The sequence below is a fragment of the Mycobacterium saskatchewanense genome (genome assembly GCF_010729105.1).
In the GTDB taxonomy this organism is placed as follows: domain Bacteria; phylum Actinomycetota; class Actinomycetes; order Mycobacteriales; family Mycobacteriaceae; genus Mycobacterium; species Mycobacterium saskatchewanense.
Map to the genome: position 1 here is coordinate 2,963,512 of NZ_AP022573.1, position 26,980 is coordinate 2,990,491.

Consider the following 26,980-nt stretch of genomic DNA (forward strand, 5'->3'; position numbering starts at 1 on the left):
GAAGGTATCCGCTCCCGGAGCGGAGCTGTTACCCCGTCCGCATGGTGACCGACATTTCCACATCTGAGGTATACGGATGCGGAGGTGGCCCCTATCAGCGCACACCGCCCACCGGCTTCAAACTCGTCTGGGCTGCGACGACTCGTTCCCGAATTTCGGGCGGGTAAAGCGTCGCGAACGTCGCCGGCCGCGGCCTCCCGTCGCCCTCCGCGGGCAGCAGACCGTCGTGGACGACGATCGGCCCTCGTCCGCTGTGCCGTTCTTCGTCGCTGTAACACTGGTACCAAGGCAGGATAGTGACAGGCCACACTTCTTGGCGACGATGCGGGTGTATGCGGGTACCGAGCGCCCACAGCACATCTGATGTGTTTGATGGATCTATGTCGTCATCTAATACATAGGTTACCGGGCACATCTGACCGACTCGGCTGGTACTCATCACCAGCCCGATTTGGTGGACGAATTCGGCGATGCTGGTGTGCGGAAGTTTGTCGCGCCAGTCCTGTGTGACGGTGATGATCATCCAGTGGCACGCGGTGTCAACCAATAACCAAGCTGTGCTAATCGGCAGGCCGGCGTTGCGCAGGAGGGCGACCAGCTCGGCCGACACGCCCAGCGCCGGGCCGATCTGCGAATCATCGGGCGGGCGGCCGGTCGCGCTCACCGGCCAAATCGGATTGTCCCGGTAGGTAATCGCTTCAATGGTATAGACCGGTTCAGGTGAAGTCTCGGGAAGAGCGTACCCGTGGAATTCAGCGTAGGGCCCCTCGATGACGTCGCGGGTGATGGAGACGTGCCCTTCGATGACGACTTCTGCCGCAGCGGGCACATCAAGATCGACGGTCTCACACTTGACGAGTTCGACGGGTTCGCCGCAAAGCGTGCCCAGAAAGGTTGCTTCGTCCATCTCTGCAGGAATGGGCATCCCGCCGATCATCGGTACGCCTGGGTTGCCGCCTTGCACGACGGCGAAGGGCATCGGTTTGCCGATCTTCTCCCATTCTGCCCAAATCATTCCGATGTGTTGTTGCGGTAAGAACAAGCCGGTCATGCGACGGTTGTCGAGCAGCATGATCCGCGAGATCGACCAGTTGGTCCACCGTCTATCAGGAGTTTGAGCCACGATGATCCCCCAGGTATTGACGTAGGGACCGCCATCGTCTTCGTGCACGAGTGGAATCGGAAACCGGTCCAGTGTCGCGTCGATGCCGCGAAGGATATTCTGCTTGCACGCAGCCGTATCTGCGGAGACCAGCTTGGGCGGGATGGCGGTTTCTCCGTGCACCTTTACCAGATGCTCGACTAGTTGCCGGGCAGTCACGTCGTACGGCAAACCCAGTGATAGCGCCACGCGCGCCAAGGGGTGATCAGCATTGCTCGACAGCGCACCGGCAGCACCCAGCATCCGAAACCCGCGTTCGGCGCCATCGAGGTTGACGAATATCGGCGCGGGTCCTCGCTGCTCGGTCGACCACCGGGTGATCGCAGCTGCTTCTAGCACCGGGCTGACGGGCCGGTCCACCACCTGAATATCGCCCAGCGATTCCAGCGCCCGCAGATACTCGCGAAGGTCCTTCAGCGGGGCCATCAGCTGCCTACCGTCCTGAGGACGGCCGCTTTACCGGCCGACATGCCGTTCCACCGTTTGGCGGTGGGCGATTCGATATCAAATTGGTCCAAAATTCGAGTCACCACATGGCCGACCATGTCGTCTAGGGACGCAGGCTGGTTGTAGAACGCCAGCACAGGCGGCACAATGCTCGCACCCATCCGAGCCAGCGCAAGCATGTTGTCCAAGTGAATCTCACTAAGCGGAGTCTCACGTGCCGCAAGGACAAGGCGTCGACGCTCCTTCAAAGTGACATCGGCTGCCCGGGCAATCAACCCGTCGGCGTAGCCCGTGCGGATCGCGGCTAGCGTCTTCATGCTGCAGGGCACAATCACCATGCCGTCGGCCTTGAACGATCCCGACGAGATCGCCGCCGTTTGGTCGTCCCACGAATAGACGCAGTCAGCCAGGCTGGCAACATCACCTGCAGACAACCCGGTCTCCAAATGGATGGTCACCCTAGCCCATCGGGATAGCACCAGGTGCGTCTGCACATCGCTGCACTGCTGCAATCGCCGAAGAAGCTCGATTCCCAAGATCGCGCCGGTAGCGCCGGTCATGCCTACTACGATTTGCCTCATCGAGGGTCACTCCTTCGTTGTTGATCCACGGGCACTATCGGAACCGAGCTTCGGACCACCGATCGGTCGAGTGCCGGGCAGGCGCCCGTTGTGCCACAAGAGTTGAGATTCTTTGTGCCTGCGGAAGACACCGACACCGTCAATGACGTCAATCCTGGGTCGGGCGCAGCCGCTTGCGGGTGCGCGGCAGCAGTAGTGCCAGATGTGACCACGGCGCCATCCTCTTTGTGGATCGGCCTGTGCAGTCCATCCAATCACGCGGTATCGGCGGTGGCGAGGGCCGAAAGAGTGGTTTTCATGCCCCGAAAGGGGGACCGAGCCACACAGCGCCACTGCGGCGCTGGGGCTCAAGACTGCCCTAGACGAGTCTGGGTCATTTTCTCACCCTATGTAGGCATTTCATCGGCGACCGGTTGATCCCTGCCCACAACTGTCACAGGCTGGGGGTCGCCAGAGGCGTTACGGCAGAAGCCCTCTGCCGGCCCGGGACCAAGTGGTGCGAGATGAGTCGCATGAGAAAAAACCGCAAGGAGGCGTTATGCCGATCTACCAGTGCTACTGCCCACGCGGGTTGCTGACCATAACTGCCAAGGCCGAAGTCGCCGGCGAAATCACCACCATCCACTGCCAGGCGACTGGGGCGCCGGAGGCATTCGTCAATGTTCTGTTCCACGAGATCTCAGCGGGCAACTGTTTCGTTGCCCGTGAACCGTCAGACCACTCTTACCTTTTCGGTCACATCCGCCACGGACGTGACCTTCAAATGAGCCGTCCCGGCGTTTCCGGAGACTCCCGATCTTGGGAGGATCTGGGTTATGGGACGTGTCAGCAAGTACCCCGACGAGCTTCGTGAACGTGCGGTGCGCATGGTCGCTGAGGTGCGCCCGCAGTACCCGTCGCAGTGGGCGGCGATCACGGCGGTCACGGGCATGTTGGGGATCGGCACACCGGAGACGTTGCGGACCTGGATCCGCCGCTCGGAGGTCGATACCGGCCAGCGGCCGGGTGTGACCTCCGCGATGGCCGAGGAGAACAAGGCGCTGCGCAAGGAGATTGCCGAGCTGCGCCGGGCCAACGAGATCTTGAAAGCAGCGGCGATTTTCTTCGGGGCCGAGCTCGACCGGCCCGGGAGACGGTGATCCGGTTCATCGCCGAACACAAGGACCACCAGGTGGCCGGCCCCAACGGCGGGGCCGGGCTGCGCTGGGGTGTCGAGCCCATGTGTGCGGTGCTGTCTGAGCATGGCGTGCCGATCAGCCCGTCGACCTACTACGAGTGGATCAACAAGACCCCGACACGACGGCAGATCCATGACGCCGAGCTGGTCGAGATCATCACCGCGGCGCGGGAAGACAAGAAAAGGGCAAGTTCGTCCAGACGCTGGGGTCACGCAAGTTGTGGATCTGGCTACGCAGCCAGGGTCACGATGTCGCCCGGTGCACGGTGGAGCGGATCATGCGCGAGAACGGTTGGGAGGGCGCGCGGTACGGATCCAAGCACAAGACCACCATCGCCGACGACACTCATCGGCGATACCCGGATCTGGTGGACCGCCGCTTTTATGCCGCGGCGCCAAATCGGTTGTGGGTGGCCGACTTTACGTATGTGTCGACCTGGATGGGATTCGTCTACGTCGCATTCGTCATCGACGCCTACAGCCGCCGGATCCTAGGCTGGCGGGCCGCCAGATCCATGACCACCGATCTGGTCCTCGACGCTATCGAGCATGCGTTCTTCACTCGCGCCCAGGACGGCACCACCAGTCTGCACGGGCTGATTGCGCACAGCGACGCGGGCAGTCAATACACCTCGGTGGCCTTCACCCAGCGGCTCATCGATGAGGGCGTGGATCCCTCCGTCGGCTCGGTTGGCGATGCGCTGGACAATGCGCTGGCCGAGACCACCGTCGGCTCGTTCAAGAACGAACTTATCCGCCGGCAAGGCCCGTGGCGCGACGTCAACCAGGTCGAGCTGGCGACCGCTGAATGGGTGGTCTGGTTCAACACCGAACGCCCCCACGAGTACCTCGACGACTTCACTCCCGAGGCCGTCGAGACGCTCTACTACGATCACAAACGCACCCCACCAAAGGCAGGGTGATTCAACGAATGCAGTCTCCGGACTCACCGGGACGGCTCAAAACGCGGCAGGGGATGCTGTATGAGTTCACTCAGATGTGGACGCGGATCACCGGCCAGTCCGAGGCCGATCTTCTCGTCTCACTGATCGAAGCCAACCCTGCCAACGCCATGGAGTTTGGCCTGATCTTGCCTGAACCCGGGCAGGAGGTGGGCTGGTTCGACAACAATCGCGCCAGACTAGCCTCCTTGGGAGTTACGGTCTGACTTCGGATGGCATCGGGCCCCCGATGACAGTTGCAGCTGCGCCGACGGGCCCAGTGGCAGACGCGAGCGCTGCGTTCGCCTTCCTGTGGCCAACTCTTTGACCCCACGACGTTAAGACCTCGCGTCCGAGGAGGGGCCCGCGGTGATGATCATTTGTTCAAAAGGCCGCTCATAATGAGTTCAATCAAGCGTGCCGCCTGCGGGGCATCCATGGCGCCAAGGGATATCCCGTGCATCGCAACTATTAGGTCCGCGGCGTCCACGTCTTGACGCAGACCTTCGGCCGCAGCGGCGGCCAAGAGGTGCTGTGCCCCGTCATAGACGGCGGTGCGAAGATCGACAAAGGGGTTGCCTCCGTCTGCCATCACCGAAAGCAACAGCTGCGCCTTACCTTTCTTGGCATCGAGTAACTCGACAAACTCGATCAGCCACTGACGCAACGCTTCCAATGGCGGCTTCAACGCCAGCAGTTCGTCGGCGCGTTGGGCTACGTGCATTAACTCGGAGCGGTGCACCGCGATATAGAGCGCCTCGCGGGTCGGAAAGTGTCGATAGAGCGTGCCCACAGCCACGCCCGCATTGCGGGCGATCTCTTCGAGTGACGCCTCTGGCCCGTCGCTGGCGAAGGCCGCGGTCGCGCAACGGATCAAACGCGCACGATTCTGTCGCGCGTCGGCGCGCACCGATGTCTCCTCGCACTTGTATTCGTACAACTTTGACCAGCGCCGACGAGCCCGTTAATGGGCGGTTCGGCCCGCTGGCGCCACGCCTTAGGCCTGCTTCAGTGTTCTTCATCTTCACTGCCCACAATCTTTACCGCCAACACTGGCCAACCACGCTTGCTAAGCGGAGATATCTCCGATTAACCTATAGGAGGCACCTCCGCTTACCTACTATCGACATGATGAGGGACAGGCAGATGGACACAGCATCGTTGGACGCGAGCACCACGGCAGCGGAAGCGATATCCGGCATTGACCTTCATGGCCACCGCGCGCTGGTCACCGGCGCTTCGTCAGGCATCGGAGCGGAAACGGTGCGTGCTCTTGCCTCGGCCGGTGCGGAAGTGACCCTGGCGGTCCGTAATGTCGAGGCTGGGAAAACAGTTGCTGCGGGCATCGCCGCCCGCTATGGGGACGAGAGGGTTCGCGTCACTCACCTAGATCTGGCCGACCTCGGATCAGTACGCGCGTTCGCCGACCAGTGGTCAGGGCCTTTGCACCTACTCATCAACAATGCGGGGGTGATGGCCCTGCCCGAGCGAACGCTCAACAACGCGGGTCACGAACTACACTTTGCGACTAATCATCTGGGCCACTTCGCACTTGCCACGTGGATGCACGATGCGTTGGCTGCGGGCGGACACGACAAGCTGGCGGTCGAAGGCCCACTCAGCTGTGCGCGCATCGTGTCGCTGAGTTCGCGAGGGCACCTTCGAGCATCCGTCGACTTCGACGACATCGACTTCGTCCGGCGTACTTACGAATCATTCATCGCCTATGGCCAATCCAAGACTGCTAACGTCTTGTTCGCCGTGGAAGCCGCGCGTCGCTGGAGCGACGATGGGATCACAGCAAATGCGGTACACCCAGGTGCGATACTGGAAACGAACCTCTCGCGACACATGACCGCGGAGGTGCTGCGTGCCGCGACAACTAATGCGAACGGGTTCAAGACAACTGCGCAAGGCGCGGCAACTACCATCGTGGTGGCGACCTCTCCTGCGCTTGCCGGGGTCAGCGCCCGATACTTCGAAGATTGCCACGAAGCTCAAGTTCTTCCGCCCAACACACCAGATATCGCCCAACACGCCAATGGTGTTGCTTGGTACGCCCTCGACGCCAACATCGCCGAAAAGCTCTGGGATATTTCAATGCAACTCATTGAGTGAGCGAAGTTGCCTCGGACTACGGCCACGGTGGTGGCCGGACGCCGTGAACTGGTCCACGGCTAACGAGAGTCGTTGATCTGTCCCCGCCGTTTCGAGCCGTGGTTATGCGAGTTGAGGGATCGAATAGGTGGACGTCCAGAGCGTCTCGAACTCTGTGGGGCTGATGTTACCGAGGTAGCTGTGACGGCGTTCGGCGTTGTAGAAGTTGTCGATGTAATCGGCCATGGCGGCGGCCAACTCGATGGTGGTGGCCCATCTGCGGGTGTTGAGTAGCTCAACCTGCATCCGCGCCCAAAATGATTCCATCGCGGCGTTATCGAAGCAGTCGCCCGCGGTGCCGAACGAGCCGAGCAGGCCCCATCGCCGCATGTTCTCCCCAAAGCTCCAAGACGTAAACTGGGTGCCGTGGTCAGCATGCAGAATCGTTGAGCCACTTAGTGTTCGGTTGGCCACGGCCATGTTGACCGCGTTGTTGACCAATGCGGTGTCAGCGGTCGTGGAGAAGGTGCGGGCTACGATCATGCGCGAGAAGCAGTCCAGGATCGCGCAGCAGTACACCTTGCCGTCGCGGGCCGGGTGCTCGGTGATGTCGGTGCACCACAATTCGTTGGGCTCTGTGGCGGTGAACCGCCGATTAACCAGGTCAACGGGGGTGTCGACACCGATTAGATTGGGCTTACGCCGTCCCGGCCGCGGTAGCCCACACAGGCCGTACTCGGACATTATCGAGTTGACCAGCTTGAGGTTGACGTTCATCTCGTAGTCGGCAAGTAGCGCGGCACGGACTCGCCGGCGCCCGTAGGTGCCGCGAGATCGCTGGTGGATCTCGGTGATCGTGTCGGCCACGATGAGCCGCCTCACCTCGCGGTCTGGGACAGGGCGACGCCGGTGGTATTGCAAGAAGGAGCGCGCTAATCCCGTTATCCGGCAGGCGGATCGGGCTGAATGTCCTCGCGCGATCAGCCCTTCAGCGATCGCGCGTCGGCGTTTTGGGGGCACCACCGCCTGGTCATCGAACAGCTCGCAGGCATCGCGGGTCAACGCCAGTTCGGCTTCCAGCGCAGCGATGCGCTTGTGAGCGGCCGCCAGCTCATCGGCCTCCACACTGGGGGTGCCCTCGATGACTCCGGCATCGATGAGTGCCTGACGTTTCCACCGGAACAGTGTGGCCTGACAAATCCCGGTATCGACCGCCACGGCGGCCACCGGTTCACCCGATCGCAGCCGAGCAACGATTTGCCGGCGCACCGACGACGAATACATACGGGGCATGTGACCTCCTGATGATCACTCTGCCCTCAACTCTCACAACGGTGGACCTACAACACGGGTACAGATCTCATGGATCAACGGATCGGGGTCAAGCCAGTGGCACTATTCAACGCATCGCCCAATCGGCGTAATATAGGTCACAATGTGTGCGGAGTCGTTAGAGCAAGCCCCGATTGGTGTGGTGCGTCAGCATCGCCTCGATGAGCATTTGTGGGGTGCTGCGGCGTTGATCTATACCGCTGTCAACGGGTTTGCATCCGTGCCGATAACGTCGTCCCATCAGCGGCATGCGGAACGTGCTGCTGCAATGCCGGCGGCAAGGAGAACCGATGCCTGTTGATCTTTGGTTGGCACCGCTCACCAATCCTGTGCGAGAAACCTGGGAGTCCAGGGCCGCGGCATTGACACGCGGCTACCAACGCATCTTCGCAGAGGCCGCCGTCGTCGTACCCGTTCGTCAACTTGAGCAAGTCGATTTCCAAGGAGATCGATTTTTAGCTCAGCTGGGCGCCCGCGCTGACGAGCTGCACGATCAATTGCTTCGTGCAATGCGTGACCACACGATCGCCTTGGACTCATCACAGCTGAGCCAGCTATTAGAACTGGCCATAAAGCTTCAAGATATTCGATTCAGCCATCGTCAAATGGTCACTGAAGAGCGTCTCCATATGCTCACCAGTGGCCAAGAGGTTGGCGGGCGACTGTCCGCCACGCAAGGTGTCAAGAAACTGTTCGAACACGCGGCCGCGGCAATTTGCGACCTCCCCGGCCTCGAACGTGGGATGGTGTTCCAGCGGGAGGGCGGCGTTTTGCACGCTGCGGCAACCGTTTTCGCGGGCAACGATGAGTGGGCACGAGACTGCCATGCCCTCTCGGCCAGCACTAGGTATGAACTGGTGCCACAACGTCCGGAGACGCTGATCATTCGCAGCCGCTCTCCCGCAATCATCACCGATGCTTTAAATGACCCCAACGCCTTTCAGCCGATCGTACAAAAGATGCACGCGGCTAACTACGTCGGTGCGCCCGTGACCGCCTTTGGCGAGGTGGTCGCGACGATCCATGGAGATGCGTATTTCAGTGGCCGCCCGGTTGATGGAGCCGACCGCGATGTCCTTGCTGCGTTTGCGAAATCGCTGGGACAGATCGTGGAACGAGCGATGCTGATTGAACAATTACAGTTCCAGCAGACGGCCAGTCAGCAACTCGCTCGGTCCGCACGCAGCATCCTGGACAGCGTTGGTGGTGCCGTCACGCCACCGGACTCCCACCAGCAGATCCCGACACTACCGTGGCAGAGTCGCAGCGAGGTCGTCTCCGAACTGACCAGGCGTGAATACGAAGTTCTGCAGTTGATGGCCAAGGGCGCGACGAACCGGCAGATCGCGTCAACAATTTTCCTTTCGGAAGAAACCGTAAAATCGCACGTTAAACACATCTTGCAGAAATTCGGTGTGGCCAATCGCGGACAGGCAGTAGCGATGTACCTGGAAAGCATAGATCGCGGTCCAGGCGAATGATGTTCGGGGCCAACGTATTTTAGCCATGAGCTGAACAAGCGCGCACAGGAGCGCCGGATAAGACTTGCGGGCCCCTTCACGCCGGATATCCGAATATCAAGCGTCAGGTTCAGCAGCGCCGCACCACAACCCGCGTGATGCGGTCGACCGCTGCTACGGTGAGATCCACAGTCAGCTCGCCGCACCGCTTGACGATCGACCTAATGATCGACACGGCCATGATCGTCGGGGTTAGGCCGACGAGGCCCACAGCTTCAGACCGGCAGTGTGGGGGTACGCCATCGCGGCTGCCGGATTTGCGCGGAGCAACGTATCGGCGACAAATGGAATCTTGTTGATCTCCAGATACCAGAGCAGGTTGTGGCGCCGCCATGGCCGCAACGCGCGGCGGATAGCGTTGTCTGGGTTAACGCCACGTATCACGGCTTCAGCCCCGACCACCCCTCCCACGAGACTCATCACCATTCCGTCGGCGTAAATGACGGGTGCGCCGCAAGAGTAGTGACGTTTGAGTTCCAAAGTGCCCGGCGCCGAGGGCGCGACGGAGCCCCATGGAGACGCCGGCACCAGCGCCTGCCCCAGTGTCTCCTCAGGATCATCCGGCACGAGATTCATCGCGCGTCCAACACCGAACAGCTGCTCGGTCATGATCCTGTGCTCGGCCTCCTTGTTGTACGGGCCATCGCGGTCCACGACGCGGACGTAAATGCCGTACCACGAGGACCGTGGCGACAACGGATCACGGAACGGGGTGAAGTAGCCGACGTCGATCGCGCCTGAGCGCCGCACCGCGGGCGCAAACGCGGTCTCCGCTTCCAGCGGGTAGCTCACGCCTCCCCCGGGCGCGATGAATGGGACTTGCACCCCCAAGACCATTCGTTCGGGTGGGTCTGCCACAGCGCCCAGCAACGTGGGTATGGTGGTGGCGTTGACCAGGAGTGGATGCCGTCCCGAACCTAAGCTACGCAGGTGCGATGCGGATTCGACTCGCTCGTCGACGAATTCGATCGGAAGTTTGGCGGCCAGCTCACGCATGCCGGCCACCACCCTACTGTTTCGCAGACCGTACGCGATCGGGCGTTGAGCCTCCAACGAGTTCTGCCAGTACCCGCGCTTGGTGAATCGCCAGGAGGACCCCTCTTGGACCGCAATAGCGGCCGCTTGACGGTAGGCCACTGGTGGCGCGTCGGCTGATCCCGACGTGACGTCGATGATGTTATCAAGCGTCGTGTCCAACGCCGCAGCCATAAAGTCGATTCCGCGCCCGCGCAGGGTGACACCGTTGATCAGTCTCCTGGATTCGACCACCGGGGGCGCGACGACGGTGACTTTACCTTCGAACAACGGACTTTGGGCCAGCCATCCCGCAAACGCCAGAGCGCCGATCCCGTTGCCGGCAATGACCGCCGAGTCATAGGCGCACATGCCGCGACCGCTGATGTTCTTGTCGAGGAACTCACGGACGTTGCGCCGTCGGGCCAAATCGGGTCCACGCAAAGTGCCTATTGACGATTGCATGTGTTGCCCTCTCGATCGTCGTCGTCGCTCCGGACTACCCTCAGCGACAACGTATTTGCAGAATCCAGCCTGTTGCGGTCGAGTGCCCCGAGTCAACCGGCTCAGCGGCAAAGTGACCACGATGGGTGAAGAAATTCCCCCGATAGCGCAGTGCCGCGGGGCAGCGCCTCCGTTGTCGATTTTTTGGTGGCGGCGAGTGAGTTTTCTCCTCCTGAAGGGGCATTTAGACGGTCGGCGGGTATCGGCCGCGTGATCGGACGGGCATCCTGGCCGGTGGAGACGTTGCGTAATCAGTTGATCCGGTCCACGACCGGACACATAGCCAGGTCTGTTCTCAAAAATGTCTGAAGGAGTGGTCATTTCCGATCATCAGGTTTCGTTGGTGGGGACTTCACCGCGCGCCCAGAGTTATCGGGCGAAGCTGCTGGACTTCATGCAGTCACACGTTTATCCTGCCGAGGCCGACTACTCAGGTCAGATGCGCGCCGCCGGCAACCCTCACCATCATCCGCAGGCGATCGAGGATCTCAAATGCGAAGCGCGCCGGCGCGGGCTATGGAATTTGTTTCATCCCCACCCGCAGTGGGGTGCGGGTCTTTCTAATCTCGAATACGCTCCTCTCGCTGAAATCATGGGGAGAAGTCCATGGCTGGCGCCAGAAGCATGCAATTGCAACGCTCCCGACACCGGGAACATGGAAGTGCTCACCCTTTTTGGTACCGATGAGCACAAGCGCCGATGGCTCAAGCCGCTGCTGGAGGGCACGATCCGTTCAGCGTTCGCGATGACCGAACCGGCGGTAGCGAGTTCGGACGCGACCAACATCGAGATGCGGATGGAGCGGTGCGGTGACGGATATCTTCTCAACGGACGCAAGTGGTTTGCATCAAACGCTCTGCACGTGAACTGCCAGGTCCTGATCGTCATGGGCAAGACCGATCCCGAGGCTGCTCCGCACCGACAACAATCGATGGCGGTCGTCCCGATCGATGCTGCGGGCGTCCGAATCTTGCGGAACCTATCGGTGTTCGGATATCAGGATCGGGAGGGTCACGCCGAAATCGAATTCACCAATGTGCGAGTGCCCGCAGGTGATCTGCTCAAAGGTGAGGGCGAGGGTTTCGCGATCAGCCAGGCTCGACTGGGACCCGGGCGCATCCACCACTGCATGCGCGCAATCGGAATGGCCGAGCGCGCACTCCAATTGTTATGCCAGCGTGCCGATTCGCGTGTCGTCTTTGGGTCTGCGCTCAGCGAGCGGGCGAACATCGCCGACTGGATCGCCGAAGCCCGCATTGAGATCGAGAAGTCGCGGCTCCTGATTCTCAAGGCTGCCTGGCTGATGGACACAGTCGGCAATAGGGAAGCCAGGACGGAGATTGCGGCGATTAAGGTGGACGCCCCAACCATCGCGCTCAATGTCGTGGACCGCGCGATCCAAGTCCACGGCGCTTTAGGAGTGACCGAAGACGTGCCCCTAGCCGGATTCTGGGCCCACTTGCGAGCAATGAGAATCGCCGACGGGCCCGATGAAGTACACAAGCGGACGATCGCCCGCCAGGAGTTGAATAGACACCGTCAGCGCGCCGCTGACTCACCCGGGCTGGTCTAATATGGACAGCCTGCATCTCACCGGCAAGACCGCGGTGGTGACCGGCGCCTCTCGCGGAATCGGCCATGCCGCAGCCTGGTACCTGTCGCGGCTGGGCGCCGACGTGGTCCTAACGGCTCGCACTCAGCAAGCAGCAGACGCCGCCGCCGCCGAAACAGTCCCGGGTGCAGTCGGTTTCGCGGCGCACGCGACTGACGCGGATGCCGCCGGGCAGTGCATTGACTTCACTTTGGAACGCTTTGGCCGCCTCGACATCCTGGTCAATAACGCCGCCACCAATGCCGCCTACGGCCCGCTCGTCGATCAGCACTATGACGGCTTTCGCAAGACGATCGACCTCAATCTGTGGGCCCCGATCCTGTGGTCGTCGCTGGCTGCTCGCGCATGGATGAGTGCGCACGGCGGGACCATAGTCAACACTGCGTCGCTGGGCGGGCTGACCACCGAACCGAATTTGGGGATTTACAACGTGAGCAAGGCCGCGCTGATCCACTTCACCAAGCAATGCGCGGTGGAACTCGCCCCCTCGGTGCGGGTGAACGCGGTCGCGCCCGGTGTAGTCCGCACTAAACTCTCCGAGGTGCTGTGGCGCGACCGCGAGCACGCCGTTGCCGATTCGCTGCCCTTGGGGCGTATCGGTGAACCCGAGGACATCGGTCAGGCGATCGCGTTCCTGGCTTCCGACGCCGCCGCGTGGATCACAGGTCAAGTCCTGGTGATCGACGGTGGTGCGATCCTATGAGCACCACCGAGGCGAGGCCCTCCGCCACCGTGCCCGGGGTCGAGCCAGCCAAGCTGAGCCGCTGGTTGTCGACCCGTGTGCCGGACTTCAGTCCACCCCTGAATGTCGGACGCCTTGGCGCCGGGCAGTCCAACCTCACCTACGCACTTTCCGATGCCGAAGGTCACCGGTGGGTCCTTCGCCGCCCGCCCGCGGGTCCGGTGCCGCACTCGGCGCACGATGTGGTGCGGGAGGCTCGGATTCTGGCCGCCCTGGCGAACACCGACGTACCAGTACCGCGAATCTTCGGAGTCGCGCAGGCCAGCGAAGTCGGTGACAGTCCGCTGGTGCTCATGGAATTCGTGGATGGACTGGTCATCAGTGACGCCGAGGCATCGCGCGCATTGGCGGTCCACGCCCGCCACCGGGTGGGTACCACCCTCGTCGAGACGCTCGGCCGGATCCACGCTGTGCATCTCGGCGCGGCCGGCCTAGCCGACCTGGCGAGCCACTCACCGTATGCGCAGCGTCAACTCGAGCGATGGGCGGGTCAGTGGGAGCAAGCGAAAACCCGTGACTTGCCCGAGCTGGGCGCGCTGACCGATCGGCTGAGCGTAGCCACCCCGCCGGCGCGCGAATTATCACTGGTCCACGGCGATCTCCATCTCCGCAACATCGTGGTCGGCGCCGCTGATGGGGAGGTCCTGGCGGCATGGACTGGGAGTTGTCGACGCTGGGCGACCCGATCGCCGATCTGGGCACCGCTCTGGCGTATTGGCCGGAGCAGGATGAACCGGTCTTGCCCGAGTTCCGCGCCCTGCTGTTGCCCGGCTATCCGCGCCGCGCCGAATTGATCGAGTACTACTGCGTGACGACCGGCCGCGACGTGACAGATGCCGAGTTGGGGTTCTGGCATGCCTTGGCGCTGTGGAAGATCGCCATCATCGCCGAGGGAATTGTGCTCCGCGCGCGCCAGGATCCGCGTAACCGCGCCGCGTCGGGCGTACCGACCCTCCAGAGTGTCGAGGAGCTTGTCGTTTTCGCGCACGAGATCGCCGCCCGGGCAGGTATCTAACGCCCTCGTCGACCGCCTTCAGGGATTGCGTCGCTGACTTGTACCCACCCGACCTTCTGCGTACATCGTCGCGCCTCGCGCTCGCGGCGAGCGCCGCGCACTCAGCGACGCTCACCTTCGGTGCGAGCGTCGAGTCCCTCACTCTGCGGCGCATGGACCTCGCGCCGTAATATCTTTCCGGTCGGGCCGGTGGGAAGACTGTCCACTATCCAGATCCGGCGAGGGTATTTGTAAGCGGCGACACGGCTTTTGACGAAATCCCGTAGTTCCTCCGTGTCAGCGCACGCATTGCGCTTGAGCACGACCGCGGCGCCGACCTCCTCGCCGAGCGAGGCGTGCGGCATGCCGATCACCACCGCGCCGGCCACGGCGTGGTGCTCGTGCAGCACCTCCTCGACTTCGCGTGGATAGACGTTATACCCACCGCGGATGATGAGATCCTTTTTGCGATCGACGATGTAGTAGAACCCATCGGCATCGACGCGACCGATGTCGCCGGTGTGAAACCAGCCGTCCTTGATCGCCGCTGCCGTCGCGTCGGGCAGATTCCAGTAACCCTTCATTATGTTGTGGCCCCGGACTTGGATCTCACCGAGAGCGCCGACAGGCCGCTCATTGTCGGCGTCATCGGCAATCCGCATCTGCACGCCCTCGATGGGCGTGCCGATGGATCCGACCTTGCGCGTCGCCTCGGGATGGTTGAAGCAGACCGCCGGCGACGTCTCCGACAGGCCGTAACCCTCCAACACCGTACAGCCGAAGCGTTCCTCGAAGGCGCGTAGCACCTCCGCCGGCATCGCCGCGCCACCGGAGACGCACAGCCGCAGTGAACTGACTTCAACGTCCGGGTCAACCGGCGACGACAGCATGGCCACGTACATCGTCGGAACACCCTGAAACACCGTGATCCGCTCGGCGGCAATAATTCTCAGGGCGTCCTGGGGGTCAAACCGCGGGAGCATAGCCAATGTAGCCCCCGTGGACATGGCGGTGAGTAAGCCGCAGGTCATGCCGAAAACGTGGAAAAGCGGCAGACATCCCATCACGACGTCGTGCGGTTCGAGATTGAGCAGCGTACGAGCGACGACCGCCTGATTGCGAAACAGGTTGTCGTGGGTCAGTTGTGCGCCTTTGGGGACACCCGTGGTACCAGACGTGTGCAAGATGACCGCGGTATCGTCCCCGGCGCGGGCCAGCGGCCCTGGTACCGGAGCTACGCCGTCGGAGTACCGCGCCAGCGACTCCGGATCGATCGACAACGCTCGCACGGTCGCCGCAGCTGCGCCGGCAGTCGCCACCGCGGCACAGTCGGGCGCGTAAAGCAGGATTTTCGCGTCCGTGTTGGACAAGAAGAATTTTACTTCGCGGGCGCTGTGGAGCGGATTCATCGGCACGACGACGGCGCCCAGATACAGCACTGCGTAAAACACCACTACAAACTCTGGCCGATTGGACACCATTACCCCAACTCGGTCACCCGGCTGTATCCCTTGGTTGCCAAGGGATCCGGCGAACCGAGACGCCCGGTCCGCCAACTGGGCGTACGTGGTTGTCACGCCAGCGCAGCGCAGCGCGGCGGCGTCCGGGTACATCGCAGCGGACTCGCTCAGGTGGAAACCCAGGTTAGGCATCCGCTGGCTATTTGGACCGCACGGCCGGGCGCGCGTCGGCCCGCTGAACCTGGCGAGCCAACCGATCCAGCGTCTGCTCCATTCCCGCGCGCAGATGCTGTGCCCGGTCGTGAACGCCCACCATGCGCTGGATAACTAGCACCGGTGCGGCCTGCGGCTGTACCTTATTTGCCGTCAGTGTGACTTCAGTGGCCCCGTTGATCGCCGTCAAGTCGTAGCGCCACGACGTTTTCGATGGCCAGGCGACATCGAACGCAAAGGTACGTCCGGGAATATCCGCGACGACCTTGCACACGGTGCTCCACCGATACAGTGGCCCAATATGGTTGTAACCCTTGAACTTCTTTCCCGGAGTAATCCACTTGGCGGCATGGGTTTCCGGGCTACGTTGTCCGATGGTCGTGACATCGCTCAGTTGGTCGTAGACGGTCAGCGGATCAGCCGAGACCAACTTGCTCACCGAGACATGCAGGGCCGACGAACCGAAGTCGGTCACCAGTTTGCGAGCTAACAGTGCCGAGGATGCCGGATTCTGACCCGTGTACAGGTTGCGGTCGACCTGCAGGAAAGGCCGCAGCGGTAGCCGACCCTTGCGGAAGTTCGCACCGGCCTCGATCAAACGGTCCTGCAGGAGCCAAGGGGCCTTGCGCGCGAACCGGTTCAGCTTTTCCTCGGCATTGGACAATGCGGTCATTCGGTAGCCGGCGAAGGGCCACGATCCGTCTTGGCGTTGCGCCGCCAACATAGCCGCGGGTGCGTGGCACAGCAATGCCAGTGGGCGACGGGAGTCCAGCACGGCGGTCAGGAGCCGACCGGAATCCTCGTCCACCGCCAGGTCTTCCATTGGACCGTGGCCGCCGGGGTAGAAGACGATATCGAATTCGGCGGGATCGATATCTGCCAGCACCTTCGGGTGCGATATCACCGAATTATGTTGGCGCAGATATTCCGCGATCGCCTTCGTCTTGCTGGGCAGTCCACCGAGCAAGCCCAGACTGAGCCGGTCCACGGTCGGCGCCACCCCACGCGGCGTAGCGATCGTGATGTCCCAGCCGGCGGACGCGAAGATCTTGTGGGGTTCGACCAGCTCTTCGGCCCAATAGCCGGTCGGATGCCGACTTCCGTCGTTCAAAGTCCAATGGTCCGCGGCAGAGACGACGATGAGCACAGATGTCATTTCAATTTCCTTTCCACACAGGTCATTACAATTGTGTTGGTTGTGTTGTGGTTCACAGTGGGAGCAGGCTGGCGAAGGTGCCGTTGCAGTACAGCAGCGGGTCACCCGGCTCACCGAAGTGCGCCGCGGTGATCACACCGACAAAAATCGAATGCGTCCCCACCTCGACGATGTCCTCGACGCGGCAATCGAAGCTGACCAGACTGTCCAACAGCGCGGGAACCTCGCCGTGCCGGGTCGTCCAACCACCCTGTTCGAACTTCGCACCACCGCGCACCCCGTGCATACCCGCGAAACGCTTCGCCAGGTCGTGATGATCAGCGCGCAGCACACTGACCGAAAACCAGCCGATGCGTTTGACGGCAGCCTCCAACTGCAGCGCACGGTTCAAGCAGCACAACAGGCTGGCAGGCTCGGCGGTCAACGACGTCACTGCAGTCGCGGTCACCCCCAACGGACCATCCGGACCGGCACCAGAGACGATGCTGACCGCACCGGCCAGCCGACGCATCGCCAACCGGAACTCTTCGGTACTGATCGCGGATTGCTCGACTAATGTCGCCGCTGTGTGCATTGGTTCACCTCGCACTATTGGGGTCATCGCAGAAAGCTTGTGGTGTAACACATCTGGTCCGACCAGCCTGTTGCCCGCGAATCCGCACGTCAATTAGCACGACGACGAAATCCCCCCATGGGGGGAGAAAACCAACACGAACACCCCACCCCGCCCCAACACCACAGGCCTACGGGCTCAGCAGCGTCTCCGTCTAGTTAGTGCTTGCGCCGCCACGTTGTTGGGCACGCCACCGCCGACCTCTGGCCTGGCGGTGTCTACTGAACCTAGTGCTTGCGCTGCGGCGTCGGTGGCTGCGCCACCGTTGGCTTCCGGCACCGCGCCCTCTCCTACGCCCAGCTCCGCGCTGCCTTCCGCACCTAGTGCATCCGCGCGCGGCGCTGCCTGCGCGTCGGCAGCCTTCAACACCGCGCGCACCTCACCGACTTTGACTCCCGCCAGTTCAGCGATCGCACTGAGGCTTTCACCGCGGCCTTGAATCCGGGCCACCGCTGTCGCAACAGCCTGGCGGTGTTCGTGACGGCGCCGCTCCCCCTCTGCGCGTATCTCGTGGATACGGTTGCGCTCCCACTCGTCGACGGCGACCAGCCGCCCAAGCTCGACGAGAAACGACGCAGCGTCATCGACATTTTGACACTCACGCTCCCAGACGTGCCTCGTTGGCCTTATGCTGCGCCTCCCGGACACGCTTGCGCGCCGCCGATTTCGAATTGATGTTCACCACGTAGGAACCATAGAACGCACCCACCGTCGCGATCTACCATCCTGACCAACATCATCTGTGTCCCCCATTTGTCCGCACCCACTTCCGCGAAATCGTCTGCTCACCAATGCAACACATCCGCACCACTCACCACAACCACCTGTCCGATTTGGGAAAAGGTCGGGTGCCCTCGTCACGGGTTACGACACAACTTATGCCAACGAGACCCATACCGCAGCAGCCTGAAACGGGCCGCTACACTGCCTCAGCCGCCGCGTCGACCGTCCTGGCGAGTTCAAGGTGGTCAAACCCTTCCGACGCACCTGCGTAGATCGGCGGCCAATGCGCCAGCGCAGCGACTCCCGGCGGCCAAGGATGCTGAGCACGCGCTTGGAAAACGGCGATACACGCGCTGCTCGTCGACAAGAGATCGGCATCGGGCAGCAGTCCTTCAAGAAGCTGCAAATCCACCAGGTCGTGAGCGCGGTCATTGACCTTCGGTTCTTCCAGCACGGCGGTCACCGCGTGCAGCTTCTGCGCGACCTGCCAGGGAATGGTCATACACGGCACAGCGACGGTCGTAGGAACGCCGACGAGGCCGAGTGCATCGGACGTGAGGGGGTCCGAACTGGTCGGCATTGCTGACTTCGACGGAGGCGACCTCGACCGGAACAGATGCGAAAGCCCGGCCACGGTAGCTCAGCTTGGCGGTGAATCGGCGCGGCTTGACGGGCATGCCCGGAACATCGATCTCTTCGGGGATAGTGAAGATCGCAGTGACCCCCCCCACCCCGTCTCCCCCGCGTCAGCGAGCTGTTCATGGATCGATTCGATATCGCGGCGTGCGACCTGTCGAAGTCTTTGGAGGTCCGCGAATCGGCAATTCCCCGGCGCAGTTCCAGCGACGATCCGCCTTTGACCAACAGCAGCGGCGTACCGCTGTCGTCAGTGAGCATGGCCGCGAACTGTGCAACTACGATCATCGCGACGTGCCGTTTCAGTCGACCGAATGCAACGCCCTGTCGTTCTGCTACCTAGGTGAGCCGATCTCGTAGTGAGCGCAGGTTCGTCGGCGGCGACGAATAAGGCTTGGTCACCCCGATGCTCGGTTCGGCCGAGCGCGTAATCCGATGGTGGGCTCATCGAGCGCAGCGCGTAGCTCAGCTGCTGGCCTGCGACGGAGCGTGCCCTCGGCTTCGGCTCGCTCAATTGCGGCCCGAAGCTGATAAGGATCAGTGCCCGTCTTCAGGCAGTCTCTGATAGTGCGCACAACCGTCGTGACGGGTATTCCGTCGACCGACATGACATCGGTTGCCTTGAGGTCGCGGCGGTGCACTCGGTACGGCTCGCCCCGGCCGCGCGTGGATGGTCGTGGCGCGGGACGGTGAGATGGATGCGCGAAGGGTTGACGTCAGCGAGACTGTGAAGCGCCAAAGCCGACTCATGCGAGACAACACCACGGCCCAAAGTCCACGAGACGGCGGCGGCAAGATCGTCGTGCTCACTGCTGCGCACTGTCACGGATGCGTATTCGCAGGTGGCGGGCATGCACGAACAAGTCCGAACCCAGCCGAATGGGCTTTACTCGCCTTGTAAGCGAGCGGTCGTTAGTGCAATCCTGACAGGGGGCTCGACCAAAGGTATGACCTCCTGCCAGCGTCATGGGTCACTCCGGTGGTGATGAAGGAAGCTCCCGGCCGACTTCTCGTACGAGATCGATCGCTCGCCCTAAGGTCGTGAGCCGGTCTTCGAGAGTGTCGCCCGCAGGATAGAGCCGCACAGTGTCCACACCCGCGTCCCGCCAGACCCGCAGACGATCGCGCACCCTGGATTCGGTGCCAATCAAGGTGGTGGCCAACACCATGTCGTCGCGAATTATGGTCGCCGCGCCGTCGCGGTCCCCGCTCTGCCAACGCGCACGCACTTCGGCGGCGACCTCGGCCCAGCCTTGCCGGCTGTAGGCCTGGTTGTAATAGTTTGTCGATCCCGAGCCCATTCCGCCCAAACTGAACGCGAGTTCCTTTTTGCGGCTTGCGATCATGGCCTGCAATGACTCCTCGTCGCGGGCGAAAGCCACCTCAGCCCCTTGGCAAACGTCAAGCTGAGCACGAGAGCGATGAGCTCGAGCCAGTCCCTCGTCCAAATGCGCGAAATATGCCGAAGAAGCGCCTTCCGGAACGAAACTGGTGCCCAGCCACCCGTCGGCAACCTCACCAGTCAGGCGCAGCATAGCCGGTGAGAGCGCCGCCAAGTAAATCGGAATCTTGAATTCAGCGCGGGTAGACAGTCGCATGGGGACCGCTTCACTCCCCGGCAAAGGAATCTGGAATTCCTTGCCGCTGTAGGAAATCTTCCCGCCCCCGAATGCCTGGCGCACAACGTCGATTGTTTCGCTCATCCGGACCAGTGGACGTCGAAACGGTACTCCGTGTAAGCCCTCGACGACTTGTGGGCCTGATGGGCCTAGCCCGAGCAAGAAGCGTCCCTGGGAGAGATTTGACAGGGTGATCGCTGCTTGGGCGATGGCCACGGGAGTACGGGTGCCGACCTGTATCACGCCCGATCCAAGCAGCATCCGCTCAGTGAGCGCCGCGTAGTAACCGAGCGCCGATGGCGCATCCGAACCCCAGGCCTCCGCCACCCAACAAATATCCAGACCAAGCTTTTCAGCCTCGACGATGAAATCGCGCTGAGCCGACCAGTTTCGAAAGCTCGATGCCTCGACGGTAGTGGCGGTGCGCATCAGCTCTCCGCCAGGTCCTTGATGTGCTGCAGGGTGGCCGACATGTTGCGCTCGAACTCACGCATCCTGACGAATACGATCTTCTGTTCCTTCTCTGGCATCTCGTCGATGGCGAAAGACAGTCCTGATCGCGCCGGCCCCATCTGCATCCACTCCGAAAGTTCCGTACCACCGTCTCGGGACTCAAGGCGGAACCGCCACACCGCCGAGGGGTTTCGAGGGTCTTCGACCGCCCATGCAAGAACGTGCGGGGGTTCATACTCGATGATCTGAGACGTCGTCGACCACTGTCCGAACGCTGCGTGAGCGCTGGTTCCTTTGAACTTCACGCCAATTCCTGGTCCCGCTGCACCGTCAAGCCATTCTATGGCCTGCAATTCGTCGCTCATTGTGGGCATCAGTTCAATGTCGGACACGATCTCCCACACCCGCTGCACGGGTGCGTCGATCTGAGTGCTCACTTCCACTGTCGGCACATCCGTGTACCGCGCTCCAGTCCACTCCACCCGGCTGAACCCGCCTCTCACCTGCTAAGTTGCACCTTTAAACTCACGATAGCACCCGCGCACTCGCTTGACCCACCAAATGCCCGTCTGGTTCAAGGGCTTTCGTCAAGCCCGAACCTCTGCCGCACATCGGACCGCTGCGCCAGCTCCGCCGGGTAGCCAGGGCCGAGCCGGACGGAGCAGTCCTCCAACTCAAGCGGCTCATGGCAATTCGCACACACCACTTCGGCGTGGGTGTCGTGGTCGCACGATTCATGGTGAAAGATGACGGGTGGCCCCTCCCCTCCCGCCAGCCAGCGATCCCCCCACTGCGAAATCGCGCCTAGAACGCCGAACAGCTCAGCACCCTTCTCCGTGAGCTGGTACTCGTAGCGGCGAGGATTGGTTTGATACAAGTGCTTTTCCAAGACTCCCTCCGCGACAAGCCGACTGAGCCGTTCTGTCAGCGTGTTGCGGGCGATTCCGAGGCTGACCTGGAAGTCATCGAATCGCCGAATTCCGTACAATGCCTCGCGGATGACAAGTATCGCCCAAGGGTCTCCGAGCACATGCATGGTTCGCGCAATGGAGCACGGCCACTTGGCAAATGAGTTCTTCCGCATACCCGGAAGTGTAGGTCTGGGGGCAGACTTCGCCGGTGGAATACGCCGACGTTGGGCGCGGACAAGGAGCACTAACCCTTCGGGCCTCCTGACAATGCCATGCGCTGCCTCCGTAATAAGCCGGCCGCGGCCTGGCTCCCCGGTCGATTGCCCTTGGCGTCGAGCTCAGCTGCCACGTAGGCACCGCCGACGAGTTGTGTCGGGAGCTGGGCAGCGACGAGATCATCGTGTAAGTCGCGTACTGGTTCTAGTCCCGCACAGATCACTACGTTGTCGACATCGAGGATGGCGTCGACACCAGCTGCCTACCGGGGTGACAGCGGGTCACGGCTGGCCCGGGATGCCTTTCAGATTTCCCTCGATGCCCTGCAGATCCCCCTGGATGCCGTGCAATTTTCCTTCAATGTCCTGCAGGTCCGAGAGGGTGTCCTGATACACCGGCTGCATGTTGTCCAGGGTCGCCGGTTGAGACTGAGGACAATACGAGACGATCGCCCCCGCGGTGACGTCGGCGCTCTGATCGGCGTCCCATATCGAGGATCGCTGCACGAATCCGACCGCGTCCGAGAAATTGGGTCGGTGTGCCAGGAAGTCGCAGACCGCGTGCCCTTGAGTCGTCACATACTCCTGGCTGGGGACCGGCACGCCTTCGTGCTGCAACGCCGCGACGAGCGCCGTGTCGGCAACGTCGGTCCGGGGGGCGGGTGCTGTGGGCGCCATCCGACTGGGGGGCGGCGGCGCGGCCGTTGGCGGGCTGTCGGTTTGCGTCGGCTGGGCCGACGTGTCCCGGTGGTGTTGCGCAAACATCACCATTACGGCGGCCGCAATGGCGACCAGGGATAGCGGCAACGCCGCCATCATGCCGAAACGTCGCAGCGCCGCGCTGCGCCGGCGAGCCGGCGCGCCCGTTTTCTTACCCCACGCCCCGGAGAGAGAATCAACCTCGGTTTCGGACGCTTTCACCGTAGGGCCAGCAGGCGCCCCCGCGCTGTGGGCCAAGAGCTCATCGAGCAGTTGGTCGGCCTCGCTGGAGGACGGCTGGCCACCTTGCTCGCGGATCGATCGGCGCCCGAGCGCAATGCGCCGCAATTCGGCATCGATGGTCTCGCGGTCGCGCATATCAACCAGTTTGCGAGCGTCGCGACGTCGCCACAAGTCCGGGCTTTCCTGAGCCGATCGAGTCTGTCGATCACGGACGTCCGCGGCGTCAGAAGTGGGTAAACAAACGCCATAGCGTCGGGCGCTTCAGCTGGATAGGTCACAGTCGAAAGGCGGCATCGGATGGTTCGACATGAGGGGGGCCGATGGGACGTCGGTTCCGAAGGCAACGCGGTTTACGTCGAGCGGATCTCGGAGAACGACGAGGAGTTGTTTGACGATTTGTTGTCACCCGAGGAGGCCCGTGGCCTCGCGGGGCTGCTCACGAAGTACGCGGACAAGGCGGAAAACTTCGACGACGAGGACGAGGACGAGGACGAGGACGACGAGGACGACGACGAGGACGACGAGGACGACGACGACGAGGAGGGGGACTCCGGGAAATCGTCGAAATAGGTCCCGCGCGGACTCGGGCCCCTCTTCCACGAGAGCAACGTCCGGCTGCGTGGTTGCGGCCCCCTCCTTACTAAGCGAGGAGCCCGAGCGCTTAGCCGTCGTTGTCTTCGATCGCTTCGTCCGCCGCCTTATCGGGTCACGAGTTCTGCAGGCGCCGCTGCCGTCATACGGCCGATGCGCCGCCCGAGCTCGTCCCCCTGCCGATTAGATCGCCGGCTCTCCGGGCGGGCCACGTTTCAGCTCGAATGACTCCGTCCGCCCCGCCTGTGAGCCAGATCATCGTGGGATGCGGCTCACGGCCACGGCCCATCTCTCACGTCAGAGGTGCCAGGCGCGTCTTCCATGTTCTCCCGCTGCAAGTCGTCATCAACTCGTCATCAATCTCACCCGTCCCGGCGTCGACCACACCGGGGGTGAGTTCCTGTTCTACGAGGAACGGCCCCGCGCTCAATCCCGCGGTACCGCCATCACCATTCCCCACGGGCACGGGCTGGTCTTCACCACCCGCGACCGCCCGGTGCCGCCTCGTCGCGGGTGGTCAGCAGCACCGGTGCGACACGGGGTTTCGTGTGTCCGCAGCGGCATCCGCCACACCCTCGCCTGGTCTTCCACGACGCCGGATGATGCCCGCCAAAAAGGCCTACACGCTCCTCACCGCGGCCGGCAAGCCGTACACCACCGGATCCCCGGGTGCCGTCGGGGGGCACCGGCGCAGCGGGATCTACGGCCGCCTTGACTGCCCGGTGCGCTCCGCCCTCTGGCCGCCGGCGGTTATGCCGGCCGCGCGTTCTTCGCCGACGAACGGACCGCTGTCGCCGTCGGCTACCGACCCTGCGCCGTGTGGATGCGCGCGACCTATCTGCAATAGAAGACGGGGGCTTCTTCGTGTCGGCGATGACGGTGCGCGCCTCAAGCGCAGCGCGGATCCGCTACCCCTTGCCGCTTGTGGCGTTCTTGCGGGACAAGAACGCCCGCATGTGCTGTTGCGGCTCGCCCGTCAGGAAGGCGAGGCCGAACTGCTCGACGCTGTCTTCGATCGCCCCATGCACCGTCATGTCGAACCACTTGTTGAGCAGGCGCTTCTGTTGTCGCACCGCGTACGGCCCGAACCCGGCCAACTTCGCAGTGAGCTCGCCGATGCGGCGGTCGAGTTCGTCGGGCGAAACGACCTCGTGCACCAGGCCCCAGCCGGCCGCCGTATCGGCGTCGATCGTCTCGCCAGTCATCAGCAGCCAGGCCGAGTGGGAAGCGCCGATCAACGCCGGCATCAGCGCCGAGTGAATCACCGACGGGATGCCCACGGCGACTTCCGGCATGCCGAACTTCGCGCCGGACTCCGCGATCCGCAGGTCGCACGACATCGCTATCTCCAGCCCCCCGCCCAGGCACCAGCCCGCCAGCCGGGCGACGACGGGGACGGGACACGCGCGAATCGCCTCGCAGAGGCCTGCCAGTCGACGGATGAACGCCTCGGCGGTGGACCGATCCAGGACAACCATCTCGTTGATGTCGACGCCACCGATGAACGCTCTCTCGCCGGCCCCGCGCAACACGACGACCCGGACGTCAGGGTCCTGGCCGACGTCGCGCAACGCCCAGGTCAGTTCGGCGATGGCGTCCGCGCCAATGATGTTGAGGGGCTTGGAGTTGGTGAGTTCGACGGTGACCGTGCCGCCGTCGCGGCCAAGCCTGACGAACCGTGACTCCATCGTTCAGTCGCTCCTCGGTCGCTCCCCGATCGCGTGAAGCGGGCGCGGCGGAAGATTAGCACCCCCGTGGCCGCGGTCTTCCCGACCTCGGCAACCCCAACGGAAGCCGCCCCGACGCATGCCGGGGCGCCTTCCATAGACGGCCGTCAGTAAAGCGGGACCCACACCCCGAAGAACCAGTAACCCCAGCCACCGTACTGCCAGTTGAAGACCGGGAGCACGGTGAAGGTGTCGTAGTTGAAGGGGCCGTAGTCGGCACGAGCGAGGACCACGTCACGCGGCGGACCCGCCCACGGGCGGTTCCACCCACCGGGAGGCGGCGGGCCGTCCCACCCGCCCTGCGGCGGAGGCCCAACCCAGTGTGGCGGCGGGTGACCGGGGGCCGGCCCGTCGTTCCAGCCGAAGCCCCGCGGTCGCGGCGGCGGCGGCGCGCCGCGGCCCACGATGCTGAACTGGACCGACGCGTCCCCCAGCTGACCCGGGCCGCCGATCTGCGCGCTGGCCGTCACCAGGTTCTCCCGCGGCACATAGGCCGGGTGCGGCGGCTGCGTGCTGGGCGGGTTGAGGGCCGGGCGTACCTCTCGGCTGGACGGCGAGTTGTTCGAACTCTGCGCTGGCTGCGTGGTTTGCGCACTCGGCGGGGTGCTCCGCTCGCCGGGCTGCGTGGTCTCGGTGCTCGGCTGGTTGCCGCGCGTCCACGACGGCTGAGTGCTCTGCGTGCCCGGCGCCTGGCTCTCCGTGCTGGGCGCGTGGCTCTGCGTGCTGGGCGCTTCATGGGTCTGCGTGCTCGGCGCCTGACTCTGCGTGCTGGGCGCTTCATGGGTCTGCGTGCTCGGCGCCTGACTCTGGGTGCTCGGCGCCTGGCTCTGCGTGCTGGGCGCTTCGTGGGTCTGCGGAGCCTGCGGCGCGCCACCGGGTCCACCAGCAGGCCCGCCGCCGCCTCCTCCGCCTCCGCCGCCGTGGCAGTTCGGGCACGGGGGCGGCGGGTCCATCGGAAACGCATTGGCGAGGCCGGGGTCCAGGGTCATCGCCGAGACGCTGACACCGATCGCGACGGCCGCTGCGCTGACGACACGTTTCATTGACATAAGTTCGGTCCCCTCCCGGGTATCGATCGCCCGCGCTACGGGCAGGTCACGTCCAGCTCGAATGACTTCGTCACGGTCTGCGGCTGATTGGGGTTACTCATATCGACACCCGTCGCGGTGCCCTTGATCGCGTATGCCTTGCCGTTGACAGCTGCACCCGCGTTGCTGCCCTGATTAGGCGCGGCGTCGGAGAAACCGAGCGTCACGCCGTTGACGCTGCCCAACCCGACCGAATGCACGATCGGCGGATTGTCGTTGCTGATCACCGCACCGAGCCCGGCCGTCGCGTCCCCGATGCCGATAGTGGTGTTGCCGTTTGCCGTGTTGCAGGTCACCTGGCCGCTGATGTTCTGATTCTGGCCGTCGACGATCAGCTGGGGGCCGGTCGCTTGCGGCGCTGAGCTGGACGCGCCGTTGTTCGACTTGTTGCTGGAACAGCCGACGCAGGCGGCGGCCACCACCGCCACGCCCGCCACGCCGACCACGATCCCACGCTTCACTAGATGTCTCCTTCGAGTCGCTGGCGCTGGTCTGGACCGCCTCACCACG

At 63.1% G+C, this 26,980-nt stretch carries 22 protein-coding genes and 5 pseudogenes; 10 read left to right on the top strand and 17 right to left on the bottom strand.

All coding sequences use genetic code 11. From position 1 onward, the window contains the following. Window positions 1-94 precede the first annotated feature (94 nt). Both G6N56_RS13850 and G6N56_RS13855 read right to left on the bottom strand, forming a co-directional pair. Window positions 95-1,588, bottom strand: coding sequence for a UbiD family decarboxylase (locus G6N56_RS13850; protein ID WP_085255682.1), 1,494 nt, complete (start codon window positions 1,586-1,588; stop codon window positions 95-97). Beyond that, window positions 1,588-2,190, bottom strand: a complete 603-nt coding sequence (locus G6N56_RS13855) for a UbiX family flavin prenyltransferase (protein ID WP_085255681.1) — start codon at window positions 2,188-2,190, stop codon at window positions 1,588-1,590. The genes G6N56_RS13850 and G6N56_RS13855 overlap by 1 nt, the downstream gene beginning before the upstream one ends. Before the next feature lie 538 nt (window positions 2,191-2,728). Here G6N56_RS13855 and G6N56_RS13860 point away from each other — a divergent pair. The 3 genes and pseudogenes from G6N56_RS13860 (at window position 2,729) to G6N56_RS13870 (ending at window position 4,535) form a co-directional block, all read left to right on the top strand. Then, on the top strand, window positions 2,729-3,043 hold the full coding sequence (locus G6N56_RS13860; RefSeq protein ID WP_163645119.1) for a tautomerase family protein: 315 nt from the start codon (window positions 2,729-2,731) through the stop codon (window positions 3,041-3,043). Further along, window positions 3,006-4,290: pseudogene (locus tag G6N56_RS13865) on the top strand (IS3 family transposase). The gene G6N56_RS13860 and the pseudogene G6N56_RS13865 overlap by 38 nt, the downstream one beginning before the upstream one ends. Window positions 4,291-4,343: 53 nt before the next feature. Then, window positions 4,344-4,535 (top strand): hypothetical protein, encoded by a 192-nt coding sequence (locus G6N56_RS13870; RefSeq protein ID WP_085253900.1) that lies wholly within the window; start codon window positions 4,344-4,346, stop codon window positions 4,533-4,535. Window positions 4,536-4,684: 149 nt separating this feature from the next. On the opposite strand, the gene G6N56_RS13875 is transcribed toward G6N56_RS13870, so the two are convergent. Continuing rightward, the gene (locus G6N56_RS13875) at window positions 4,685-5,218 is read right to left on the bottom strand and encodes a TetR/AcrR family transcriptional regulator (protein WP_158090662.1); all 534 of its coding nucleotides are present in this window, start codon (window positions 5,216-5,218) and stop codon (window positions 4,685-4,687) included. Window positions 5,219-5,454: 236 nt separating this feature from the next. Between G6N56_RS13875 and G6N56_RS13880 the strand changes: the two genes are divergently transcribed. Then, window positions 5,455-6,426 (top strand): SDR family NAD(P)-dependent oxidoreductase, encoded by a 972-nt coding sequence (locus G6N56_RS13880; RefSeq protein ID WP_197746668.1) that lies wholly within the window; start codon window positions 5,455-5,457, stop codon window positions 6,424-6,426. Between the two features lie 102 nt (window positions 6,427-6,528). Here the strand turns inward: G6N56_RS13880 and G6N56_RS13885 are convergent, their stop codons facing one another. Continuing rightward, window positions 6,529-7,689 carry an IS3 family transposase gene (locus G6N56_RS13885; protein WP_158090661.1) on the bottom strand — a complete coding sequence of 387 codons (1,161 nt, stop codon included), beginning with the start codon at window positions 7,687-7,689 and terminating at the stop codon, window positions 6,529-6,531. 296 nt (window positions 7,690-7,985) lie between these two features. On the opposite strand from G6N56_RS13885, the gene G6N56_RS13890 reads away from it, so the two are divergent. Next, window positions 7,986-9,218 (top strand): LuxR C-terminal-related transcriptional regulator, encoded by a 1,233-nt coding sequence (locus G6N56_RS13890; RefSeq protein ID WP_085253897.1) that lies wholly within the window; start codon window positions 7,986-7,988, stop codon window positions 9,216-9,218. Window positions 9,219-9,449: 231 nt separating this feature from the next. On the opposite strand, the gene G6N56_RS13895 is transcribed toward G6N56_RS13890, so the two are convergent. Then, on the bottom strand, window positions 9,450-10,700 hold the full coding sequence (locus G6N56_RS13895) for a hypothetical protein (RefSeq protein ID WP_085253896.1): 1,251 nt from the start codon (window positions 10,698-10,700) through the stop codon (window positions 9,450-9,452). Window positions 10,701-11,076: 376 nt separating this feature from the next. Here G6N56_RS13895 and G6N56_RS13900 point away from each other — a divergent pair, with 376 nt between their 5' ends. The 3 genes and pseudogenes from G6N56_RS13900 to G6N56_RS29795 all read left to right on the top strand — a co-directional run bounded on the left by G6N56_RS13900 (window position 11,077) and on the right by G6N56_RS29795 (window position 14,144). Next, window positions 11,077-12,348, top strand: a complete 1,272-nt coding sequence (locus G6N56_RS13900) for an acyl-CoA dehydrogenase family protein (protein ID WP_085253895.1) — start codon at window positions 11,077-11,079, stop codon at window positions 12,346-12,348. A gap of 1 nt (window position 12,349) precedes the next feature. After that, window positions 12,350-13,090, top strand: coding sequence for an SDR family oxidoreductase (locus G6N56_RS13905; protein WP_085253894.1), 741 nt, complete (start codon window positions 12,350-12,352; stop codon window positions 13,088-13,090). After that, window positions 13,087-14,144, top strand: a pseudogene (locus G6N56_RS29795) (phosphotransferase family protein). The gene G6N56_RS13905 and the pseudogene G6N56_RS29795 overlap by 4 nt, the downstream one beginning before the upstream one ends. 101 nt (window positions 14,145-14,245) lie before the next feature. On the opposite strand, the gene G6N56_RS13915 reads toward G6N56_RS29795, so the two are convergent. The 9 genes and pseudogenes from G6N56_RS13915 to G6N56_RS13955 form a co-directional block, all read right to left on the bottom strand. Next, window positions 14,246-15,775 carry a long-chain-fatty-acid--CoA ligase gene (locus G6N56_RS13915; protein ID WP_085253893.1) on the bottom strand — a complete coding sequence of 510 codons (1,530 nt, stop codon included), beginning with the start codon at window positions 15,773-15,775 and terminating at the stop codon, window positions 14,246-14,248. A gap of 7 nt (window positions 15,776-15,782) precedes the next feature. Further along, complete coding sequence (locus tag G6N56_RS29605; RefSeq protein ID WP_142280414.1) at window positions 15,783-16,952, bottom strand: DJ-1/PfpI family protein; 1,170 nt, start codon at window positions 16,950-16,952, stop codon at window positions 15,783-15,785. A gap of 52 nt (window positions 16,953-17,004) precedes the next feature. Beyond that, window positions 17,005-17,526 carry a flavin reductase family protein gene (locus tag G6N56_RS13925; RefSeq protein WP_158090660.1) on the bottom strand — a complete coding sequence of 174 codons (522 nt, stop codon included), beginning with the start codon at window positions 17,524-17,526 and terminating at the stop codon, window positions 17,005-17,007. Window positions 17,527-18,484: 958 nt separating this feature from the next. Next, window positions 18,485-19,326 (bottom strand): annotated as a pseudogene (locus G6N56_RS13930) (nucleotidyl transferase AbiEii/AbiGii toxin family protein). After that, a pseudogene (locus G6N56_RS13935) lies at window positions 19,323-19,732 on the bottom strand (type IV toxin-antitoxin system AbiEi family antitoxin domain-containing protein); the annotation flags it as partial. The pseudogenes G6N56_RS13930 and G6N56_RS13935, both read right to left, overlap by 4 nt. Window positions 19,733-19,895: 163 nt before the next feature. Then, window positions 19,896-20,972, bottom strand: coding sequence for an LLM class flavin-dependent oxidoreductase (locus tag G6N56_RS13940; RefSeq protein ID WP_085253891.1), 1,077 nt, complete (start codon window positions 20,970-20,972; stop codon window positions 19,896-19,898). Further along, entirely contained in the window at window positions 20,972-21,478 is a 507-nt protein-coding gene (locus tag G6N56_RS13945) for an SRPBCC family protein (protein WP_085253904.1), read from the bottom strand. Before G6N56_RS13945 ends, G6N56_RS13940 begins: the two co-directional genes overlap by 1 nt. A gap of 92 nt (window positions 21,479-21,570) precedes the next feature. Continuing rightward, the gene (locus G6N56_RS13950; protein ID WP_085253890.1) at window positions 21,571-22,080 is read right to left on the bottom strand and encodes a winged helix-turn-helix transcriptional regulator; all 510 of its coding nucleotides are present in this window, start codon (window positions 22,078-22,080) and stop codon (window positions 21,571-21,573) included. A 324-nt stretch (window positions 22,081-22,404) separates the two neighbouring features. Then, window positions 22,405-23,199, bottom strand: coding sequence for a DUF732 domain-containing protein (locus G6N56_RS13955; protein ID WP_085253888.1), 795 nt, complete (start codon window positions 23,197-23,199; stop codon window positions 22,405-22,407). 162 nt (window positions 23,200-23,361) lie between these two features. Between G6N56_RS13955 and G6N56_RS13960 the strand changes: the two genes are divergently transcribed. After that, the gene (locus G6N56_RS13960) at window positions 23,362-23,634 is read left to right on the top strand and encodes a hypothetical protein (RefSeq protein WP_085253887.1); all 273 of its coding nucleotides are present in this window, start codon (window positions 23,362-23,364) and stop codon (window positions 23,632-23,634) included. Window positions 23,635-24,001: 367 nt separating this feature from the next. Then, window positions 24,002-24,258: pseudogene (locus tag G6N56_RS13965) on the top strand (2OG-Fe(II) oxygenase); the annotation flags it as partial. A gap of 305 nt (window positions 24,259-24,563) precedes the next feature. On the opposite strand, the gene G6N56_RS13970 reads toward G6N56_RS13965, so the two are convergent. The 3 genes from G6N56_RS13970 to G6N56_RS13980 form a co-directional block, all read right to left on the bottom strand. Beyond that, window positions 24,564-25,343 carry an enoyl-CoA hydratase gene (locus G6N56_RS13970; RefSeq protein WP_085253886.1) on the bottom strand — a complete coding sequence of 260 codons (780 nt, stop codon included), beginning with the start codon at window positions 25,341-25,343 and terminating at the stop codon, window positions 24,564-24,566. A gap of 146 nt (window positions 25,344-25,489) precedes the next feature. Beyond that, on the bottom strand, window positions 25,490-26,425 hold the full coding sequence (locus G6N56_RS28560; RefSeq protein WP_180150327.1) for an MAP_0585 family protein: 936 nt from the start codon (window positions 26,423-26,425) through the stop codon (window positions 25,490-25,492). Between the two features lie 41 nt (window positions 26,426-26,466). Continuing rightward, complete coding sequence (locus tag G6N56_RS13980) at window positions 26,467-26,931, bottom strand: lipoprotein LpqH (protein WP_085253885.1); 465 nt, start codon at window positions 26,929-26,931, stop codon at window positions 26,467-26,469. Between the last annotated feature and the right edge of the window lie 49 nt (window positions 26,932-26,980).

Coding starts and splice junctions, on each gene's coding strand:
- G6N56_RS13850 (WP_085255682.1), bottom strand. CDS start 1,588: ATGGCCCCGCTGAAGGACCTTCGCGAGTATCTGCGGGCGCTGGAATCG.
- G6N56_RS13855 (WP_085255681.1), bottom strand. CDS start 2,190: ATGAGGCAAATCGTAGTAGGCATGACCGGCGCTACCGGCGCGATCTTG.
- G6N56_RS13860 (WP_163645119.1), top strand. CDS start 2,729: ATGCCGATCTACCAGTGCTACTGCCCACGCGGGTTGCTGACCATAACT.
- G6N56_RS13870 (WP_085253900.1), top strand. CDS start 4,344: ATGCTGTATGAGTTCACTCAGATGTGGACGCGGATCACCGGCCAGTCC.
- G6N56_RS13880 (WP_197746668.1), top strand. CDS start 5,455: ATGGACACAGCATCGTTGGACGCGAGCACCACGGCAGCGGAAGCGATA.
- G6N56_RS13885 (WP_158090661.1), bottom strand. CDS start 7,689: ATGTATTCGTCGTCGGTGCGCCGGCAAATCGTTGCTCGGCTGCGATCG.
- G6N56_RS13890 (WP_085253897.1), top strand. CDS start 7,986: ATGCGGAACGTGCTGCTGCAATGCCGGCGGCAAGGAGAACCGATGCCT.
- G6N56_RS13900 (WP_085253895.1), top strand. CDS start 11,077: ATGTCTGAAGGAGTGGTCATTTCCGATCATCAGGTTTCGTTGGTGGGG.
- G6N56_RS13905 (WP_085253894.1), top strand. CDS start 12,350: ATGGACAGCCTGCATCTCACCGGCAAGACCGCGGTGGTGACCGGCGCC.
- G6N56_RS13915 (WP_085253893.1), bottom strand. CDS start 15,775: ATGCCTAACCTGGGTTTCCACCTGAGCGAGTCCGCTGCGATGTACCCG.
- G6N56_RS29605 (WP_142280414.1), bottom strand. CDS start 16,952: ATGACATCTGTGCTCATCGTCGTCTCTGCCGCGGACCATTGGACTTTG.
- G6N56_RS13925 (WP_158090660.1), bottom strand. CDS start 17,526: ATGCACACAGCGGCGACATTAGTCGAGCAATCCGCGATCAGTACCGAA.
- G6N56_RS13940 (WP_085253891.1), bottom strand. CDS start 20,972: ATGCGCACCGCCACTACCGTCGAGGCATCGAGCTTTCGAAACTGGTCG.
- G6N56_RS13950 (WP_085253890.1), bottom strand. CDS start 22,080: ATGCGGAAGAACTCATTTGCCAAGTGGCCGTGCTCCATTGCGCGAACC.
- G6N56_RS13955 (WP_085253888.1), bottom strand. CDS start 23,199: ATGCGCGACCGCGAGACCATCGATGCCGAATTGCGGCGCATTGCGCTC.
- G6N56_RS13960 (WP_085253887.1), top strand. CDS start 23,362: ATGGTTCGACATGAGGGGGGCCGATGGGACGTCGGTTCCGAAGGCAAC.
- G6N56_RS13970 (WP_085253886.1), bottom strand. CDS start 25,343: ATGGAGTCACGGTTCGTCAGGCTTGGCCGCGACGGCGGCACGGTCACC.
- G6N56_RS28560 (WP_180150327.1), bottom strand. CDS start 26,425: ATGAAACGTGTCGTCAGCGCAGCGGCCGTCGCGATCGGTGTCAGCGTC.